General features: G+C 61.8%; 15 protein-coding genes and 1 pseudogene. 7 read left to right on the top strand and 9 right to left on the bottom strand.

Annotated features, from left to right (window positions below; genetic code table 11):
• Positions 1 to 12 precede the first annotated feature (12 nt).
• Positions 13 to 2,466, bottom strand: coding sequence for an AAA family ATPase (locus AC07SZ_RS26065; RefSeq protein ID WP_494916459.1), 2,454 nt, complete (start codon positions 2,464 to 2,466; stop codon positions 13 to 15).
• Entirely contained in the window at positions 2,463 to 2,639 is a 177-nt protein-coding gene (locus tag AC07SZ_RS26060; protein WP_494916458.1) for a hypothetical protein, read from the bottom strand. The genes AC07SZ_RS26065 and AC07SZ_RS26060 overlap by 4 nt, the downstream gene beginning before the upstream one ends.
• Positions 2,640 to 2,771: 132 nt before the next feature.
• Between AC07SZ_RS26060 and AC07SZ_RS26055 the strand changes: the two genes are divergently transcribed.
• On the top strand, positions 2,772 to 3,653 hold the full coding sequence (locus tag AC07SZ_RS26055) for a hypothetical protein (protein WP_494916457.1): 882 nt from the start codon (positions 2,772 to 2,774) through the stop codon (positions 3,651 to 3,653).
• A gap of 3 nt (positions 3,654 to 3,656) precedes the next feature.
• Here the strand turns inward: AC07SZ_RS26055 and AC07SZ_RS26050 are convergent, their stop codons facing one another.
• From AC07SZ_RS26050 to AC07SZ_RS26035, 4 genes are all read right to left on the bottom strand, one after another.
• Positions 3,657 to 4,700 carry a nucleotidyl transferase AbiEii/AbiGii toxin family protein gene (locus AC07SZ_RS26050; RefSeq protein ID WP_494916456.1) on the bottom strand — a complete coding sequence of 348 codons (1,044 nt, stop codon included), beginning with the start codon at positions 4,698 to 4,700 and terminating at the stop codon, positions 3,657 to 3,659.
• Positions 4,697 to 5,365, bottom strand: coding sequence for a DUF6088 family protein (locus tag AC07SZ_RS26045; protein ID WP_494916455.1), 669 nt, complete (start codon positions 5,363 to 5,365; stop codon positions 4,697 to 4,699). Before AC07SZ_RS26045 ends, AC07SZ_RS26050 begins: the two co-directional genes overlap by 4 nt.
• Positions 5,366 to 5,498: 133 nt before the next feature.
• Complete coding sequence (gene xth, locus AC07SZ_RS26040; protein ID WP_494916454.1) at positions 5,499 to 6,275, bottom strand: exodeoxyribonuclease III; 777 nt, start codon at positions 6,273 to 6,275, stop codon at positions 5,499 to 5,501.
• Positions 6,276 to 6,290: 15 nt separating this feature from the next.
• Positions 6,291 to 6,470 (bottom strand): DUF3606 domain-containing protein, encoded by a 180-nt coding sequence (locus AC07SZ_RS26035; protein WP_494916453.1) that lies wholly within the window; start codon positions 6,468 to 6,470, stop codon positions 6,291 to 6,293.
• Positions 6,471 to 6,600: 130 nt separating this feature from the next.
• Here AC07SZ_RS26035 and ligD point away from each other — a divergent pair, with 130 nt between their 5' ends.
• Positions 6,601 to 8,538 carry a DNA ligase D gene (ligD, locus tag AC07SZ_RS26030; protein WP_494916452.1) on the top strand — a complete coding sequence of 646 codons (1,938 nt, stop codon included), beginning with the start codon at positions 6,601 to 6,603 and terminating at the stop codon, positions 8,536 to 8,538.
• A gap of 13 nt (positions 8,539 to 8,551) precedes the next feature.
• On the opposite strand, the gene dinB is transcribed toward ligD, so the two are convergent.
• Positions 8,552 to 9,592 carry a DNA polymerase IV gene (dinB, locus tag AC07SZ_RS26025; protein WP_494916618.1) on the bottom strand — a complete coding sequence of 347 codons (1,041 nt, stop codon included), beginning with the start codon at positions 9,590 to 9,592 and terminating at the stop codon, positions 8,552 to 8,554.
• Between the two features lie 267 nt (positions 9,593 to 9,859).
• Here dinB and AC07SZ_RS26020 point away from each other — a divergent pair, with 267 nt between their 5' ends.
• The 4 genes from AC07SZ_RS26020 to AC07SZ_RS26005 all read left to right on the top strand — a co-directional run bounded on the left by AC07SZ_RS26020 (position 9,860) and on the right by AC07SZ_RS26005 (position 16,155).
• A complete protein-coding gene (locus AC07SZ_RS26020; protein ID WP_494916451.1) occupies positions 9,860 to 10,621 on the top strand; it encodes an ImuA family protein in 762 nt (253 codons plus the stop codon).
• Positions 10,536 to 12,056: a Y-family DNA polymerase gene (locus tag AC07SZ_RS26015; RefSeq protein ID WP_494916450.1), complete on the top strand. Its 1,521-nt coding sequence runs from the start codon at positions 10,536 to 10,538 to the stop codon at positions 12,054 to 12,056. The genes AC07SZ_RS26020 and AC07SZ_RS26015 overlap by 86 nt, the downstream gene beginning before the upstream one ends.
• Positions 12,053 to 15,319: an error-prone DNA polymerase gene (locus AC07SZ_RS26010; RefSeq protein WP_494916449.1), complete on the top strand. Its 3,267-nt coding sequence runs from the start codon at positions 12,053 to 12,055 to the stop codon at positions 15,317 to 15,319. Before AC07SZ_RS26015 ends, AC07SZ_RS26010 begins: the two co-directional genes overlap by 4 nt.
• Before the next feature lie 623 nt (positions 15,320 to 15,942).
• Positions 15,943 to 16,155 (top strand): cold-shock protein, encoded by a 213-nt coding sequence (locus tag AC07SZ_RS26005; protein ID WP_292862605.1) that lies wholly within the window; start codon positions 15,943 to 15,945, stop codon positions 16,153 to 16,155.
• Between the two features lie 488 nt (positions 16,156 to 16,643).
• Here the strand turns inward: AC07SZ_RS26005 and AC07SZ_RS26000 are convergent, their stop codons facing one another.
• The gene (locus tag AC07SZ_RS26000; protein ID WP_494916447.1) at positions 16,644 to 16,865 is read right to left on the bottom strand and encodes a hypothetical protein; all 222 of its coding nucleotides are present in this window, start codon (positions 16,863 to 16,865) and stop codon (positions 16,644 to 16,646) included.
• Positions 16,866 to 17,061: 196 nt separating this feature from the next.
• The gene (locus AC07SZ_RS25995; protein ID WP_494916446.1) at positions 17,062 to 17,304 is read right to left on the bottom strand and encodes a DUF982 domain-containing protein; all 243 of its coding nucleotides are present in this window, start codon (positions 17,302 to 17,304) and stop codon (positions 17,062 to 17,064) included.
• Positions 17,305 to 17,720: 416 nt separating this feature from the next.
• On the opposite strand from AC07SZ_RS25995, the pseudogene AC07SZ_RS25990 reads away from it, so the two are divergent.
• Positions 17,721 to 18,125 (top strand): annotated as a pseudogene (locus AC07SZ_RS25990) (hypothetical protein); the annotation flags it as partial.
• Positions 18,126 to 18,198: the final 73 nt, after the last annotated feature.

Raw genomic sequence — 18,198 nt, 5'->3', positions numbered from 1 at the left:
CGATCCACCAAGTCATTTGGCTTTAGCCTTAAGGTTCAGATTGATCGACGCGCACTGGCAACGGAACGCCTCGGGGGTTCCGCCACGAGGCGTCACATACAGCCAGGACCCGCAACCCGGGCAGCGCAGTTTATCGAGCAGGTCCTTGAAGGCGGCGACAACCGGCTCGAAATCCTTTTTCCCGAAATTCGCCCACTCGTTGTAGTGCACGGCCTTGTTGACCGCCCACTGCTCGACGTTGCTGGCACCGCTAGACTCGCTCAGGCTGGTCTTGCGCGCGGATACAATCTGCTTGGTCGTGTCATTGCCCCATGACTGCGCGGCTTCCGATGCCTTACCATAGAGATCTCTCGTGCGGCTGAGCACGCTCGGCAAGAGGTCGCCGAGCTCATAGTTGCCGTCGGCGCGGAACACCGGGCGAGCTCCAACCTGGTCAGCAAGATGGCGTGAGACATATTCGAGGTGATGGCGCAGACCATGGGCGGCAGTTTCCACCTTGCCTTTAGCAAGTGCGGCCTGGATTTCGGTCCAAATGTCGGTGTTGGATTCAACCAAGGGCCCGGTGTCTACGCTCCAGCTGTGAAAAGCTAGCGATGTCTTGGCCGTCACAAGCCCAGCCGACCGCATCTGCTCGGCCCACAGGCGGTCATGCGTAGTGATGATGAACTGCGTGTTGGGGAAGTGGACCTTGAGCAGTCGGCAAAATTGGTAGCGATGGCCAGAGTCCACGGACATCACCACATCATCGAGTAGGGCGATAGTGAAGTCCTTGCCGAACAGTCGCTTCATCAGCGCGAGGTAAAGGCAGACGCCCATACCGTCCTGGTGTCCCTCGCTGTGGTAGGCGCCCGGCGGATAAAGCCCGCGCTCATAGAAGTTGACCTTAAGATCGACGCGGCCTTCGCTCGGCTTTAGCTCAGCCGTGAAGGTCGCCTCATCATCCTCGTTGATCATGCGGTAGAAGCCGCTGAAATCGGTCTGGATATCCGCGTAAAGCGCGTTGAGCTCTTCCTCCATCGCGCGGCAGTACTCGTCATAAGCCAGCTTAGCTGCGGCACTCGCTCTTTTTGCGGCCGCTTCCCCGCGCCCGGCCGCCCGGTAATCTTCGAGCCGCAGCTGCGCCGTGATCAGAAAGGTCTGGGCCTCCACGGCCGCGCTTTGATCGGGCTTTGCCTCGACGGTCCGGCACAATGCCGCGAGGTTGTCAGCCACGCCCGACGGCGCGGCGTGCCAATCCTCCGCAAGCCGAACTTTGAGACCGATCAGACCATCGAAATTGCCCAGCTGCGCTTTGAAAGCACCGAGTTCCTTGCCCCAGCCGTTGATGGCTTCCAGGCACCCCTTGTCATCTTCGCCTTTCGCAATGCGGTGCGCTTGGCGAAGCAGGGCAAGCAGTGCGTCTACTTGGCTTGCGATCGCCGCGCCATGTCGGAGAAGTGTCTGCTGTAGCGCGCCCGCGCTCTCGGACTTCGTCAGTTTTGCGCGAAGGTGACTAAGTAGATGTTCCTCGTCCGGCCACGGATGATCACACAGGGGGCACTCTGGACCATCGACTAGCGCCACGCCCTTCTCGAGGAGCACGCGTCGCTGCAGCGACTCGAGCAAGGCGGGGTCGCGCTCGAGCCGTTCGATGCCGGCAATAATGGCCACGCTATCACCAGCGACCAGCGGGGCGATTGCGACGCTGGCCTCATCAAGCGCTGCGAGATCGCGTAGTGCCGACGGCTTGTTGAACTGCGAGGCCTTGTCCGTGTCGGCGATCCCCGCATCCAACAGCGTTTCTGCGGTGAGCTCTGCAATGGTGGGTAGCCCCAACACCACGCGCCGCTTGTTTACCGCTTCAAGCAGATCTGGCACGGCGTTGGTCGCAATGCCCAGATGCCGCTGCAAGGTCGAGCGGCTGTTGGAGACCTGAGAATTGGCGACCTTGAGAGAACTCGCCAGCTTATTCTGTGCCGTGTTGAGAGCACCGCGGGTCTGACCGATTTCCGCGAGCTTGAGGATGGTTTGGATCTCTTCAGACCGTTTGGTCGGCTCCACCAGGATAAAGCGCAGAATATCGCGTCGCGCCAGGGTGATCTCCGGATGCTCAGCGACCTCGGCCAGGACTGCCTTCACATCCTGATCGGCTGGTACGATGATCGGCTTGCCAGGCGCCGAGAGCTTGCGGGTGATCGTCGCCTGCTTCCCCAATGACGGGATGAACACCCGCAACTCGACATACGCCGCGTCGGGGAAGTCGACTTTGTCGATATGCGGCCCGTGTTCTGAGACGCTAAGTCCTTTGGTACCGCGGCCGGCCAGTCGGCCGATGTCGCCTGTCAGACCGAACTCGATCGCATCAATGACGCCGCTTTTGCCTGAGCCATTCGGGCCAGAAATCGCGAACGTCGCCTGGTCGAAATCGATATCGAGCTTACGTATGCCGCGCACTTCTTCGATATGTGCCGCCTGGAGCTTGATCATTTGACCTCACCGCCGGCCGGCGCGGTGAAGACGCGGATAAACTCGTCGGCTTTTGGCTTCTTGCCGCGCGTCAATAACTGACGCAGCTGGGCAATCTCCTCGGCACCGACGTCCTTGTTCTCCGCTAACGCGGCGAGAAACTTCTCGGCGATCTGTTGTTGTAGATTTGCCATTCGGACTCAGCTTACATTTTCGGCGACCCGTAGCAATTCCTGCGCGGCAGATGATCGAAAGCGTTGTAGAATTAAAGTTGCATCCCGGTCCCTCTCGAGCCGTTCTTTAGCAGAGAGGCGGTGAATGCAGCGATGACTTCGAAGAGCAATGCGACCGGGAATTCAGGAGGTGACGCACCGATCGGCGCCAGTGCCTCATTTCCCTATGATCGGATGACCGTCGAACGCTTCCGAAAGAGCTTTCCGCGCGCTCGATGGAGCGATGAACTGAAGGCCTGGTTCGTTCCTGGAAAAACCGCTGCTCTGCGCTTCAATCGCTGGCTGGACCAAGAACTTGCCGGTTCGAGCGCACATGCTGATTCCAAGGGACGCGACGCCTATGCCTTCGATCCCATCGTTTCAAAGTACCTGATTGTGTACGACGATCGGCTGGAAGTCCGGACTCCTTATTCTCGTACGGTAGTCAACAAAATGGGCGAGGTGCCTTATGCGTCGTGGGACCCGGACATGCGCGTTTGGACAGTTCCCTATCGCTCCTACGAGCAACTTCATCGACTCTGGGCCGAGATCGAGGCGGCGGCCACTCGCAATGAGCCCGAAGCACGCAGGCATCGCGCGGTGCAAAGACGTGGATCCGTCCAAGAACTAGCTTCTCGCGCCCGTGCCACGGAACGCCGACGGCGGCGCTATCCTCTGGACCCCGACGATCTGCCAGCGTTCGGCCGGCCCGTGATGACCCGAGGCTACGGCATTGTCGTCTTTATCGAATGCGACGGCGAACATGTCGATCAAGAGATCCTTCGTTCCCGCTATTCCGACGTTCCAAGCAACGTGGACTATGTCTGGGGGCGATGGCGCCCCGCCGACCTCGACGAACTCATAAAGACCTGGCCAGCGCGTTCGGAAGCCAAGCCGAAGAGTGATGGCGCAGTCTGGCGGCAGCCGAGTCTCGACGAACTCAGGGTTGCGCGAAAGTCGGCTCGGGGACTGGAGGGACGGCGCAGCCGGCTGTGAAGCCTATTTGCCACCGTTGAGGCTCTTCTCGATCTGCCCGGCCGAGGCCAGGATGTCGTCAAAGCTGGGCGCTGCGCCGAAAATCATCGCGGTCGTGTTGTCGTAGTCGCGCGCAAGTGCATCGACCATCTTGGGCGTCGGGTCGATCGCGAAGCTCCCTGGTACGGCAGAAGCGAGGTCATAATCGGGCCGATCAAAAAACATGCGTGCATGACGCACGCAGTCGGCGCCGAGATCGCGGTCGGCGACCGCAGCCTTGCCGATTTCCGACTGCATGAGACAGTGCAGGTCGTAGTAGTGCCGTGAAACCCGCTGCCCTGCCTGTCGCAGTTCGCCGCGCCGCTCGTACCAGCGGCGCAGTCCATGAGCGATCACCACCTTGTCCCAGAAGGTCCGCGTCGCCTCTATCGTAGTGACGTCCGGCACGGCGAGATCAACGCCTGCTGCGTCCCCGGCGACATAGGGCGTGATCGTGAGTAGCCGGTGGGGATCGAGCGCCGATTTTGCGCCGGATTCGAGACGGATCGCCGGTCGAACATAGGCGCCATCGCGCGGTTCCACTTCGGGATACCAAAGCAGCAGGGTCTGCCTATCGGGATCGGCTTCATCGATCTCTACGCGCCCCGCCCCCGCGGTGACGTCTGCCAACTGGGCGGCGAGAAATTCATTGAGCGGGCCGGTGATATAGGTGTGGCATGCGTCGCGAATGGCGTCGAGCTTCGCGCGGCGCTTCTTGTTCGAGAGCACCTCGAGTTCTTCAACCGAGGCTGGCTCCTCGAGGTCGTCGCGGAATACGGTGACGTCGATGTCCTCGGAAAAGCGTTTGATGAGGTCATAGCTTTTCGACAGCGATGTGCCGCCCTTGAACAGCAGCCGCGGCTCGCCTGCGGGCCGTTCGTGATAGAGCGCTTTGAGCGTCCAGCAGACCCAAAAATCCTTTTCCACATTGCCGACAGGGGCGCCAATGCGGTTGGCCGTGGCGAGGAACAGATCAAGGCGGTCTCGTGGCGACGCGGCAATAATCTGACGGTAGGCGTCGGTACTCATGGCTTGCCCTCTAGCCCGGCGCCCGGGCTGAGGAGTTGGCGGAGGAACTCCTGCATCCAGATCGGGACTGCGGAGAGACCGGCGCGCAGATCCTCGCGGATCGCCTCGCCATGCTTGGGGTCAGAAAGCAGGCGGCGCAACGTCGTCTCGATCCGCCTGCGCTCGCTGTCCTTGGTCAGCATATCCTGCAGCCAATGCAGGGCCTGGACGACCCGCATACCCGGCCGATCCGCCCAATAAAGGCGGCTCGGGGCAGCGTATTTGAAATGGATTTCCTGGCTGCCGAGCTTGATCGGCTTCAATCTCGCATCGACCAGTACCTCGATCCGCGCAGGCACCGCCGTCGTGAGCCCAAGATCGTTGGCTGCCGTCATGCCGTCGATGACGACGCGCGCGTTGTCGCGGCGCGTCACGGCCCGGATCACGGCGCGATAGTCCGGCACGGTGGCGCGGCCGGTCAGAGTATTCGTACGCGGTCGGTCATAGAGACCCCGGTCGATCCGGCGAAGCTCTTGAGCGGCAACCAGGCGCTGCAGCGTCTTGTCCACCGCCGCACGCCCACCGAGATCGGCAAAGTCGCCTGGGGTCCAAACCTCGTCGGGTTTGGCCTCAATCCGTGCAAGTACGCGCGATCGGAGATCACTGTCATGTTCAACCAAGGTCATGTCCGAAATATGCAACAAGTTTCGGACAGAAGCAAGAGGCCGTCCGAAGATTGCTACAAACTTCGGACAAGTTACGCGTCTGAAGCCTGCTGCAAAAACGCCAGTTGATGTATTGGACCCCTCAAAAATAGGCCTACCCGAACTCTGCCCACGCCGGTGCATGATCGCTCGGCTTCTCCCACCCTCGGGTCTCAACATCCACCCCGGCATCGCGAAGACGGGGCGACAACGAGGGACTGACCAGCAGATGGTCCATTCGCAGACCAGAACTCCTGTCGTAGCCGCCCCCAAAGGAGTGATTCCAATAAGTATAGACCCCCTTTTCCGGATGGATGCGCCGGACCGCATCGATCCAGCCATCCTCAAGCATCCCGGCATAGGCTTGCCGACTCTCGGGAAAGTACACTGCATCCCCAAGCCATCGTCGCGGCGCTACAGCATCAATGGGGGTTGGAACAACATTATAGTCTCCGCACAACACGGTCGGCGCGCCCTCTTTGAGGAGGCCCCGGCCGTAGCTGATCAGGCGGTCGAACCAACGCAGCTTGTAGTCGAACTTGGGCCCAGGGGCGGGATTTCCGTTTGGCAGGTAGAGACAGCCGACTAGGAGCCCGCTCACCTCAGCCTCGATATAGCGGCTATGGCTGTCGTCGGGGTCGCCGGGAAGCCCGCGTCGACGCTCGATGGGCTCGGCTCCGCGAGCCAGAATTGCGACGCCGTTGTAGGATTTCTGGCCGTGCCAGATTGCACCATATCCAGCGTCGCCGATCGCCTCGGCCGGAAACTTCTCGTCCGAGGTCTTGAGTTCTTGAAGACAGACGACGTCATAGTGCGTGGCCTTGAGCCACGCGAGCAGGACCGGCAGGCGACCATTAACACCGTTCACATTGAAGGTGGCGACGCGGACCATCGCTTGGGTGGCCAGCTATTTCTTGAGCTTGTCCTCGACCTTCTTGCGGCTGTTGCCAACCGATTTCACGGCCGACCTAACCTCGGCCTTGCTGGCTCCAGTCTTGCCCGCCTCATATTTCACCTCGTGATCCTGCCCACCGGCGACCTTTGCCCGGTCCTGACTGCGTCCACGGGTTGTTTGAGCAGTGGCCATTTCTTCCTCCAAGGATTGCGTTCTAGTTCCCAACAACGCGGCCGGACTCTTCCGGTTCAATTCATCGACGCGCGTGTGGAACAAAATCCCCGGGAAGAGTATTGAATCGCACCATGTATTCGAGTTCGGTATGTCGGCCGTAGAGGCCGCCCTCAGCAAAAAGCGCGCACCGCGCCGGGACTCAGAATCTACCTCCAAATACCCGCTTCCAAGGTTTCGCCCCTTCCAGCTCTGCACCCTGACTGACGACATTCCGGTGGGAACGAACTGGCTCTTCGAGATGAAGTTCGACGGCTATCGGGCGCAGGTCGCCATCTCCGGATCGGAAGTCGTCGTCTACACCCGCAACGGGCACGACTGGACCCGCCAGTTCAAGGTGGTCCTGCCGCCGCTGCGGAAGCTCACCAAAGGCTCGGCTCTGATCGACGGTGAAATCGTCGCAATCGATAGCCAGGGCCGCACGAATTTCTCCATGCTCAAGACTGGCATCGCTGCCGGCATGCCGCTCAAGTTCTACGCCTTCGACCTGCTGGAACTGAACGGCGGCGATCTCTCGGGCCAACCGCTCCTCGAGCGCAAGGAACGGCTTGCGGCGCTTTTAGGTGAACGCGACCCGGATGACGCTCTGCAGTTTTCCAGCCATATCGCCGATCATGGGGAGAGAATCTTCGAGACCATGTGCGCCGGGGGCCACGAGGGCATCATCGCCAAGCGCGCGGACAGCCGCTATGTCGGCGATCGGACTGCCGCCTGGCTGAAGATCAAGTGCACGAAACGACAGGAATTTGTTGTCGGCGGCTACCGCCCAAGCGACACCGGCCGCGGTATGGCGTCGCTGATCCTTGGTACCTATGAGGACGGAAAGCTGATCTACCGCGGCCGCGTCGGCACCGGGTTCACCGAGGCGATGCGCAAATCCATTCTCGCGCAGTTGGAGAAGCGGCGTCTGGACAAGCCCGCCTTCGTCTCCGTGCCCCGCGACATTGCGCGACGCGCCCGATGGGTAAAGCCCGAACTCGTTGCCGAGGTTACCTATGCCGAAGTGACACCGGACGGCAGCCTGCGGCATCCAAGTTTTCAGGGCATACGCGAAGACAAGCGCGCCGACCAGGTGGTAATGGAGATACCGAAGACCCCCGCGACGCCTGGCTCCGCCGATCTCGATCCGGCGATCGGCACGGAGATCGCCGGGGCGGTCGGCGTCAAGCTCACGCATCCGGACAAGGTCATGTATTCCGGAACCAAGGTGACAAAGGCGACGCTCGCTGCCTACTACGCCGCGGTTGCCGAGAAGATGCTGCCGCACATTCAGGACCGGCCCCTGTCGCTGGTGCGCGACACCGATGGCGACCTGCAGCAGACCTTCTTTCAGAAACACAAGCTGCCTGGCATGCCGAAGGCCATCCATGACGGGCAGCTGGAGAAGATGTCCGGCAAGGAAAGCCGCATCCTCTGGGTCGACGACCTGGCGGGGCTGGTCGCCGGCGTCCAAATGAACGTGCTCGAATTCCACGTATGGGGGAGCCTGCGCCAGCAGCCGAACCTGCCACATCGCATGATCTTCGACATTGATCCCGACGAGGGCCTGGGCTTCAGTGATGTCCAGCAGGCAGCCCTCGACATCCGGGGCATTCTGGAAGCGCTCGGACTGCAGTCGTGGCCGTTGCTATCCGGCGGCAAGGGCGTTCACGTCGTCGTTCCGCTTGTCCCCGAAGCAGACTGGGAAGGGGTCAAGGGCTTCTGCCGGGACCTCGCGGAGTTGCTCGCACGGACTGATCCGTCCCGCTTCGTCGCCAATATGAGCAAGGCAAGGCGCAAGGGTCGCATGTTTCTCGACTATCTCCGCAACGGCCAAGGCGCCACGGCTATCTGTCCCTGGTCGACCCGAGCACGTGGGGGTGCCTCCTGCGCCGTGCCGGTCACCTGGGACGAGTTGCCGACATTCAAAAGCGCCAACACGTTCGACGTTTTTGCCGCTGCTGCGCGGGCTCAACAGCCCGACGCCTGGGAGGGCTATTTCGATATTGAGCAAACGCTGACTGAGCGCATCCGCAAAGCAGTTCAATAGAGACGCTGCCGTCCTAGATAGTCATCGACAGCTGCCGATCGGGCTCGAATCGCGTTTCACCCAAATTCGAGAGCGTCAGTCCGAGCAAGCGAATTCCCTTTGTAGCAGGGAACACCTGATCGAGGAGCGCGCCGCTGACGGTCGCGAGTTCGTCCTCGGTCCTGATAACGCCGGCGATCGTGCGGCTGCGCGTGATCTGCTGGAAATCGGCGAATTTCACCTTGAGCGTCACGGTACGGCCCCGGATCGAGCGTTCTTGGCAATAGCGCCAAACCTTGCCGATCAGTGGCGCCAGTTCCTTGCGAGCAAATTCGAGATCAAACAGGTCGCTCACGAAGGTGTCCTCCGCTCCCACAGACTTGCGCTCGCGATCGGCCCGCACCGGCCGCTCGTCGATGCCGCGCGCGATCCAGTAATAGTAAGGGCCAGCCTTCCCGAACTTCTCCCCCAAGAACGCTAAGCTCTGTGCGTGCAGGTCGGCGCCCGTCTCGATTCCGAGCCGGGTCATTTTGTCGGCTGTCGCGGGACCGACCCCATGAAACTTCCGCACCGGCAAGGCCTCGACAAAGGCCGGCCCCATCTTCGGGGTGATGACGAACTGCCCATCAGGCTTATTCTGGCCGGAAGCGAGCTTGGCGAGAAACTTGTTGTAGCTGATCCCGGCGGAAGCGGTCAGACCGGTTTCAGCCTTGATCTTTGCGCGGATCATCTCGGCGATCGTGGTGGCGATCGGGATGGACTGCAGATTGTCGGTGACGTCGAGATAGGCTTCGTCGAGCGAAAGCGGCTCGATCAGTGGCGTGTGCTCGGCAAAGATCGCGTGGATCTGCTGGGAGACGGCGCGATAGGCGTCAAAGCGCGGCGGTACGAAAATCAGATCGGGACATTTGCGTTTCGCGGTGATCGAGGGCATGGCCGATCGCACCCCGAATTTTCGAGCCTCATAGCTGGCAGCGGCCACCACACCCCGCGCCGCCGAGCCGCCGACTGCCACCGGCTTGCCGCGCAGCTCTGGCTTGTCTCGCTGTTCGACCGAGGCAAAGAAGGCATCCATGTCGACATGGATGATCTTCCGAAGGATGGTCGTGCCTGCCCTCAGCGTATCCGCTTCTAGGCCGTTGTCAACTCGCTCGCCCACTTCATCGTCCCTGCATCACCTGTCGGCATTTCAAGATAAATCGCAACTCGACGGAGTGTAGCCTTTGATCAACTCTCGAAGCGACGCAACGAGTCCGATTGACTCATGGATGCTAAAGAGAACAAATAAGGAACATACCAGCCCCGAAATCCGTTGGGAAGACTGTTTGAGAGTGATTTATCCATGGGTCAGCCCGCCGTCAGCCCCGCTATCGCTGCGCTTCGCGAGCGAATCGCGCGCCTCGAAGGCGGACCGGCGCGCAACCGTGCGACGCTTCCCTTCGGTGTGCCTGCAATTGACAAGGTGCTGCCGGGAGGCGGGCTGGCGCTCGGGGCGCTGCATGAGATTGCGGGTGGCCGGAACGGGGCGATCGATGGGGCCGCGGCGGCGCTGTTTGCCGCCGGCATTGCCGCGCGCGCCAAGGGCAAGGTGCTGTGGTGTGTCACAAGGCAGGATCTCTTTGCTCCTGCCCTTGCCCAGGCTGGGCTGCTACCCGGACGTGTCGTCTATGTCGAAGCCGGCGACGAGGCCGCCGTACTCGCCTGTTTTGAGGAAGGACTTCGTCACGGCGGCCTAGGGGCCGTCGTAGCCGAACTCGCCCGTCTCTCCATGACCGCCTCCCGCCGCCTGCAGCTTGCCGCCGAGACTTCCGGCGCCATCGGCATCGCCATCCGCCGCTGGCGACGGCAAACCGAAGCGACCGATTTTGGACAACCAACCGCCGCGGTCACCCGATGGCGGGTCACCGCGCTTCCCTCCCGCCCCTTGCCGGTTCCCGGCGTCGGCCGTGCTCGCTGGCAGCTTGAGCTGATCCGAGTGCGGGCTGGAGAAAGCGCCGATTTTGAAGTGGAAGCCTGCGATGCCAAGGGTCGTCTCGCTCTTTTTTCCGGCCTGGCCGACCGATCGCCTGCGGCGCGCCATGGGCCAGTCCGCGCCATCAGCTGAAACCCCGGTCGTCATGCTGGGCCGGCAGGGAAACCGGCGGCTCGTGCTGGCCGCCGATGCAGCGGCGCGCGCCGCGGGTCTGCGCGTCGGCATGCCGGCGAGCAAGGCCCAAGTCCTCGTGCCGGGGCTGCAGAGCTTCAATCTTGATCCAGCGGGCGACGCCGAGGCTCTCGATAGAATGGCGCTCTGGTCGCTGCGCTACGCGCCAATCGTCGCCGCCGATCCGCCCGATGGCCTCATCATCGACACCACCGGTGCCGACCATCTGCATGGCGGTGAGGAGACGATGCTCGAGGGCCTGGTATCGCGCATCGGGGTGTCCGGCATCGAGGCACGGGCGGCCGTTGCCGATTCGTGGGGCGCAGCCCATGCCTGCGCGCGATTTCTCGCTCGGTCGACGTTCGTCGCGCCGGCCGGACAAGCCGCCGCGATCGTGCGCGATCTCCCGATCAGCTCTCTGCGTCTTCCGCACGACATTGTCGACGGCCTCCATACGTTGGGTTTCGAACGGGTCGGCGAAGTCGAAGCCGCCCCCCGGGCTTCCCTCACGCTGCGTTTCGGGCCTGAGCTCGGCCGCCGCCTCGACCAGGCCGTGGGCGGGCGCAGCGAACCCTTCGAGCCCATCCGCTCCCCCGAACTGATCGCGGTTCGTCGCGCCTTTGGCGAGCCGATCAGCGCGGCCGAGACGATCGCCCGCTATGCCGGCAAGCTCGTCGTGATGCTCTGCGAAGGACTCGAGACCAAGGGGCTCGGCGCTCGCCGGCTCGACCTGCTGTTCCACCGCGTCGACAACCGCATCGAGGCCATTCGTATCGGCACCGCGGTGCCGGTACGGGACGTCAAACGGTTGACCCGGCTTCTCACCGACCGCATCGAGACCGTCGACCCCGGCTTCGGCATCGAACTGATGACGCTGACCGCAACCCTCGCTGAGCCCTTCGGAGCCAAGCAGATCATCTCTTCGCTGGTCGAGGAGCCGGAGCCGGACATCAGCGATCTCATCGACACGCTCACCAACCGCATCGGCGAGCAACGCCTCTATCGCTTCGCCCCGGTCGAAAGCGACGTTCCCGAACGCTCCATCCGCCGCATCGCCCCGACTGCTCCCGATGATGGGACGAGTTGGCCGGGGGAATGGCCGCGCCCGCCGCGGCTGCTCACCCACCCCGAACCCATCGAAACCATGGCGCTGCTGCCCGACCATCCACCGGTCTGGTTCAGTTGGCGCGGCATCCGTCGCCGCGTCACGCGCGCCGATGGTCCTGAGCGCGTGTTCGGCGAATGGTGGCAGCGCGATGCCGAACTGATCGCCGTGCGCGACTATTTTCAGGTGGAGGACGAGTCCGGAGACCGCTTCTGGATTTACCGCGCCGGCGATGGCGAGGATCCCGAGACCGGCTCGCACAAATGGTTCCTGCATGGGCTCTTCGCATGAGCGGACCGTCCTATGCCGAATTGCAGGTCACCAGCCACTTCTCGTTCCTTCGGGGAGCAAGCTCATGCGACGACCTGTTCGCGCAGGCGGCCGCGCTCGGCATCGAGGCCCTGGCGGTCGTCGACCGCAATTCGCTCGCCGGTATCGTGCGGGCCCATCAGGCTGCCAAGGACACGGGCGTTCGGCTGATCGTCGGCTGCCGCCTCGATCTGGTCGACGGCATGGCGGTGCTGGTCTATCCGACCGACCGGACCGCCTATTCCCGGCTGTGCCGGCTGCTGACACTGGGCAAGAAGCGCGGCGGCAAGGGAAAATGTCACCTGGAATGGAGCGACCTAGCTGCCTATGCCGAGGGTCTGATCGCCACTCTCGTTCCCGACCATGCGGATGACACCTGCGCCCTGCAATTGCGCCGGTTGCGGGAGGCGTTTGGCGATCGGGCCTATTTGGCGCTGACCCTGCGCCGCCGGCCCAATGACCAGGTCCGGCTGCATGAACTCTCCAATCTTGCCACCCAAATGCGGGTGCCGACCGTGGTGACGAACGACGTTCTGTTCCACGAACCCGGCCGGCGCATTTTGCAGGATGTAGTGACGGCCATTCGCCACAACCTGACCATCGACGAGTTGGGGTTCCGGCGCGAGCGCCACGCCGACCGCTATCTCAAGCCCCCAGAGGAGATGGCGCGGCTATTTTTGCGCTACCCGGAAGCCCTCGCGCGCACGCTCGGTATCACACGGCAATGCCGCTTCTCGCTCGACGAACTCGCCTATCAATATCCCGAAGAGAAGATGCTGCCGGTGCTGACGGCGCAGCAGGCGCTCGGACAACTCACCTGGGAAGGTGCGGAGCGGCGCTATCCCGAGGGCGTGCCTGACAAGGTGGTGGCGCTGATCAAACACGAACTGCGCCTGATCGAGGTCCTGCAATACGCTCCATATTTCCTGACCGTGAACGCCATCGTGCAGTTCGCGCGAAGCAAGGATATCCTGTGCCAGGGCAGAGGTTCGGCCGCCAACTCAGCCGTATGCTATGTGCTGGGCATCACCAGCATCGATCCCGAGCGCAACAATCTGCTCTTCGAGCGCTTTGTCTCGCAAGAGCGCAACGAACCCCCGGACATCGATGTCGACTTCGAGCATGAGCGGCGCGAAATCGTCATGCAGTGGGTTTACGAGACCTACGGCCGCGACCACAGCGCGCTGTGCTCAACTGTGGTGCGCTATCATACTAAGGGCGCCGTCCGCGATATCGGCAAGGCCCTCGGCCTGCCCGCGGATGTTACCAAGCTGCTCTCCTCCCAGGTGTGGGGCCACGGCGAGGCCATCGACGAAGCGCGTGCCAAAGAACTCAACTTCAACCTCGCCGATCGCCGGCTGCGGCTGACACTGGAACTTGCCCAGCAGCTCGAAGGAACGCCGCGGCACCTGTCGCAACATCCGGGAGGCTTCGTTCTAACCAATGACCGGCTCGACGATCTGGTGCCGATCGAGCGGGCTCGCATGGTCGACCGACAGGTCATTGAGTGGGACAAGGACGACATCGATATTCTCAAGTTCATGAAGGTCGACGTCCTGGCGCTCGGGATGCTCACCTGCATGAAGCGCAGCTTCGATCTGCTGGCTGAGCACAAGGGCGTGGACCTCGACCTGGCCACCATCCCGGCCGAAGACCCTGCGACTTACGCCATGGTCCGCAAGGCGGATACGATCGGGGTCTTCCAGATCGAGAGCCGCGCCCAGATGTCGATGTTGCCCCGCATCAAGCCGCGCACTTTCTACGATCTGGTCGTCGAGGTCGCCATCGTCCGGCCCGGCCCGATCCAGGGCGACATGGTCCATCCCTATCTTCGCCGCCGGGAAGGCAAGGAACCGGTCGAGTTCCCCACTCCTGAACTCGAGCGCGTGCTCGGCAAGACACTGGGTGTACCGCTGTTCCAGGAACAGGCCATGCAGGTCGCCATGGTCTGCGCCAGCTTCAGCGCCGGCGAGGCAGACCAGTTGCGCCGTGCCATGGCGACCTTCAAGCATACCGGCGGCGTCAGCAAGTTTCGCGACAAGCTGATCGGCGGCATGATCGCGAATGGCTACACGCCGGAATTCGCCGCGACCACCTTCAAGCAGCTTGAAGGCTTCGGCAGCTACGGCTTCCCCGAGAGCCACGCCGCCAGTTTCGCGCTGATCGCCTACGCCTCGAGCTGGATGAAATGCCACCATCCCGATGTCTTCTGCTGCGCCCTGCTCAATTCCCAGCCAATGGGTTTCTACCTTGCCGCCCAGATCGTCCGCGATGCCCACGACCATGGCGTTGAGATCCGACCCGTCTGCACCAATGCCAGCCGCTGGGATTGCACACTAGAACCGATCGGCGGGGACGGACGCTTTGCGGTCCGGCTCGGTCTGCGGATGGTGAAAGGACTGGCGAATGTCCACGGGGCAGCGATTGTCACGGCCCGGACCGACGAACCCTTCGCCTCCATCGATGATCTTTGGCATCGCGCCGGCGTGCCTGCGGCATCGCTCGTCCAACTCGCCGAGGCCGACGCCTTCCGCCCCGGTCTCGGCCTGGCACGCCGCGAGGCGCTATGGGCGCTCAAGGGACTGCGCGACGAGCCCCTGCCGCTCTTTGCCGCCGCCTCGGCGCGTGAACAGCAGACCGTATCCGAAATTCACGAGCATGCCGTAGCGCTGCGGCCGATGACGACCGGAAGGGAAGTTGTCGAGGACTATGGTCATGTTGGCCTCACCCTGCGCAACCATCCGCTCTCGTTCCTGCGGGCCGACCTTGCCCGGCGCCGTATTGTCACCTGCAGCGACGCGATGCAGGCGCGCGACGGCCGCTGGCTGGAGGCGGCAGGCCTGGTCCTCGTTCGCCAACGGCCTGGCTCAGCCAAGGGCGTGATGTTCCTGACCATGGAAGACGAAACCGGCGCCGCCAATGTCGTCGTCTGGGTCAAGGTCTTCGAGAAGTTTCGCCGTGTGCTGCTCTCGTCTTCGATGCTCGCTGTCCGGGGCAAGATTCAGCGTGAAGGCGAAGTGGTTCACCTCGTCGCCCATCAACTCTCCGACCTTTCGGGTGAACTCGCTAGTGTCGGCAACCGCGACACGCCATTTCCACTCCCGCATGGGCGAGGCGACGAAGCCCATCACGGCGGCCCCGGCCTCGATCCCCGCAGCCTACCGAAAGGATTCAGACCGCGCGATATGGTGGATCCCACATTGCAGGTCGATCCGATCAAGGTGAAGACACGGGACTTCAAGTAAACGCTCGCTTGGCGCTTTGGTGGCTCGGTGGGACCGCTTCTTGCCCGTACGGCTTTCGTTCCGAGTCCGCCTCCGACAGCTTCGGCCCCTAGCCGCCACCTAGGATGTTGCGCACTTTCCTTACAAGCCGGCATGCAGCGTATGCTGCTCATAATCATCGCACATGTCCGGAAGATAGCGCGCGGTTCAGGTGTTTCGAGCCAACTTTCTTGGCGGGCGCTGGACGGTGACGACCTCCCTTCCATATTGCGTAGCGATTACGTCAAGGCCGAGATTGTCGCTCATGCAAGGAAAAGCCAGCTGCCAGAGGAGGTGGCATCCGGCTCGAATAGAGATGCGGCGCGGGAGGAGGTGCACCGCATTCAGCGCCGGCATCGCATCTGGGAGGAGTAAATGATGTCATGGCGTGAGTGTGCTCTTTGGCGTCACGAGTCAGTGGCTTGGATGCTCCCGACATCGTTCAATTATCGAGGTGGCATCGGTGGTCAGCGGACTATCGCGTGGCCACGGCCCTGAAGAAGGCCAAAGGCTTGCCATTACCGCCATTTGCTGCATCCTATCTGACGGCAGCGGCCGGTTCGGCCAGCCAAACGGACATGTACCTGCGACAAGGAAACACCTATATGGCGACCGGAACGGTAAAGTGGTTCAACGCGACCAAGGGCTTTGGCTTCATTCAGCCTGACGGTGGTGGGCAGGACGTTTTTGTCCATATTTCTGCTGTGGAGCGCGCTGGCCTGTCGACGCTCGTTGACGGCCAGAAGGTCAACTACGAGATAGAACAGGATCGGCGGACCGGCAAATCGTCGGCCGGCAACCTGAGCAAGGCTGGCTGAACCAGCCATGTGATTTCGGCAAGCGCATCAAGCACGCAAACTACAGTGCACCAAGATGATCAAGCCTGGTGGCCTACCGGCACGTCGTTGAAGTGTCAGCTTGCTGACCTATATGCGCGGTGCGTCGGATGTTTCCTCCCATTCGTCCGGCGCGTTCCCCTCTGGAGGTTTTAACCTTCATACCTGGCCGGACCTTTGGTCCGGCCTTTTTCTTGCGCGCGAGAAATGCTGAGGCCACGACGTCCGGCCGCTGGTTGCGCGATCTGGATGCCCAGAATCGTCCAATATCGCGTTGCCACTTCACCAGGTGAATGAGAACCATAATGAGAGCTGTCAAAGTCGATGGCTTATCTTCGCCAGCCCGACAGGCGGAAGATTGATCCATGGCCGTTTTCTCGGCCTGCCATTCTTGTCGGTCCATTCGAAGGGCAATGGCAATTCGCAGCCTGCTTTTGCAGATATTTTCACAAGAGATGTGGAAGAATTGACTATTCTGCAGCCTTGTTGAAGACCATGGGCAACCCGCGTGTCGATGCCATCTCGACGACCAGTTGTTCGATTGCTTGATCGGAAAGGCGGGTCCGCAGTATCGTGCGAATCCGTTTGACCAGTTCGTGCACCGGCAAAGGCAAGAGATCCTCGGCATCATCGATAAGCCGACTGACTTCGATCACAACGTCAGCATCGATGTCGCTCGGCAAATTTCGCATATGCCATCTCCGATCGAGGTAAATATTGCCGTCTACCTGCCCGTTGTCGAGTCAAGCAGATGAACGTCGGGTTGTTTCCCACGAGGCGCGATGTTCCGCTTCGGCTACACACATCCCGGTCACCGCTGCGACCGGGCGTGAAGCTCACCTTCCCCCAATCACTTTGGAAGCCGCCGAGGCTGCTATCATTTGGACCTCAGTCGCTGCGTAGGATTTTCGCTTCTAACGCCGCTACAACGAAGGCCCGTCTAGCTACCGGCGGCTGAGCTTCACCACGCAGCACCTGAAGACATGCATCCATAGCCAGTTTTCGCTTCTTCGTCTGATGAGGGAAACTCCGCAGCAGGATCGTCGCTGCGTCGTTCACATCGAATATGACGCGCTCACGGTCATGCCGGCCAAATTGCACCACCACGGGCCGGACGAACCTGCTCGACATGCAATTACACTCTCAATTCCGACCATGACACGGTCTTCGCGTATCATGACGTGGGGTCAATTTATACATTTCTGGCTAGGGCCAGAACAGAACTGGCAGTTGCCCAATCTCAAGACAAGTTGCCTGCCCAATTTCAGCGGGCCGCTATCTGAATTCGTATGGGGTTCTGGTCTTGTTGCGCAAGAAAGCACCGCAGAATTCTGTCGCCGGAAGGTGAAGCGGCGCTTGGTCCCAGGCGCGAGCTTTCCTGAAGGCCGAGCCTTCCTTCCTGGGTGCCAGCCTTGAAGCGGCCGCTGCCGCAATGGCGACGCTCATAGTGGCGCGCTGGTGCCGAGAGAGGAAGAGGGCGGGCGGGTTGCGGTGGCGGGTAAAGGTCCGGGAGAGAGTCTCCCGGCGCCCGCCAAGGAGCAACACCCATGACCCAGATGGAAATTCTTGCGCCCAAGCGCAACGAGCGTGCCGGTTACAAGGTCGACCCCAGCCGCGGCCAGCGTATTGGCCGCGTGTCGTCAGAATGGTTCAACCGGCCGGCGGACGAGCGATACCTGTCGCTCAACGACCTTGGAAATGCGGTGAAGAGCCGGTCGGAGCGCAGCAAGACCCGCATCGTCGAAAGTGAGCTGATCCGCGTCGAGGCCAGCCGCGACGATCCGGAGCGCCTAAGGCTAATGCTGCCCGATGCGCCTGCCCCTGTTGCCCCCACGCATTGGAGTTTTGGCCAACTCGCCAGTTTGGTCGGCGCACCGGCCACCTATCTGCGGCAGCTTCCAGCCCCGCTCGCCGCGATCAACCTTCAGCACGGTCTCCTCAACCACCGCGCCTTATCCTGACTCTGTAATCCTGTCTCAGAATCAGGCATTGAGGCGCCCCACCGACTGTTCCGGTGAAGCTCTT

It is taken from the genome of Mesorhizobium sp. GW821-FHT07A06 (assembly GCF_059419085.1).
The sequence above is the reverse complement of the archived record's forward strand: the minus strand, read 5'-3'. Positions and strand labels throughout refer to the sequence as shown.

Coding starts and splice junctions, on each gene's coding strand:
- AC07SZ_RS26065 (WP_494916459.1), bottom strand. CDS start 2,466: ATGATCAAGCTCCAGGCGGCACATATCGAAGAAGTGCGCGGCATACGT.
- AC07SZ_RS26060 (WP_494916458.1), bottom strand. CDS start 2,639: ATGGCAAATCTACAACAACAGATCGCCGAGAAGTTTCTCGCCGCGTTA.
- AC07SZ_RS26055 (WP_494916457.1), top strand. CDS start 2,772: ATGACTTCGAAGAGCAATGCGACCGGGAATTCAGGAGGTGACGCACCG.
- AC07SZ_RS26050 (WP_494916456.1), bottom strand. CDS start 4,700: ATGAGTACCGACGCCTACCGTCAGATTATTGCCGCGTCGCCACGAGAC.
- AC07SZ_RS26045 (WP_494916455.1), bottom strand. CDS start 5,365: ATGACCTTGGTTGAACATGACAGTGATCTCCGATCGCGCGTACTTGCA.
- xth (WP_494916454.1), bottom strand. CDS start 6,275: ATGGTCCGCGTCGCCACCTTCAATGTGAACGGTGTTAATGGTCGCCTG.
- AC07SZ_RS26035 (WP_494916453.1), bottom strand. CDS start 6,470: ATGGCCACTGCTCAAACAACCCGTGGACGCAGTCAGGACCGGGCAAAG.
- ligD (WP_494916452.1), top strand. CDS start 6,601: ATGTCGGCCGTAGAGGCCGCCCTCAGCAAAAAGCGCGCACCGCGCCGG.
- dinB (WP_494916618.1), bottom strand. CDS start 9,592: ATGGATGCCTTCTTTGCCTCGGTCGAACAGCGAGACAAGCCAGAGCTG.
- AC07SZ_RS26020 (WP_494916451.1), top strand. CDS start 9,860: ATGGGTCAGCCCGCCGTCAGCCCCGCTATCGCTGCGCTTCGCGAGCGA.
- AC07SZ_RS26015 (WP_494916450.1), top strand. CDS start 10,536: ATGCCAAGGGTCGTCTCGCTCTTTTTTCCGGCCTGGCCGACCGATCGC.
- AC07SZ_RS26010 (WP_494916449.1), top strand. CDS start 12,053: ATGAGCGGACCGTCCTATGCCGAATTGCAGGTCACCAGCCACTTCTCG.
- AC07SZ_RS26005 (WP_292862605.1), top strand. CDS start 15,943: ATGGCGACCGGAACGGTAAAGTGGTTCAACGCGACCAAGGGCTTTGGC.
- AC07SZ_RS26000 (WP_494916447.1), bottom strand. CDS start 16,865: ATGCGAAATTTGCCGAGCGACATCGATGCTGACGTTGTGATCGAAGTC.
- AC07SZ_RS25995 (WP_494916446.1), bottom strand. CDS start 17,304: ATGTCGAGCAGGTTCGTCCGGCCCGTGGTGGTGCAATTTGGCCGGCAT.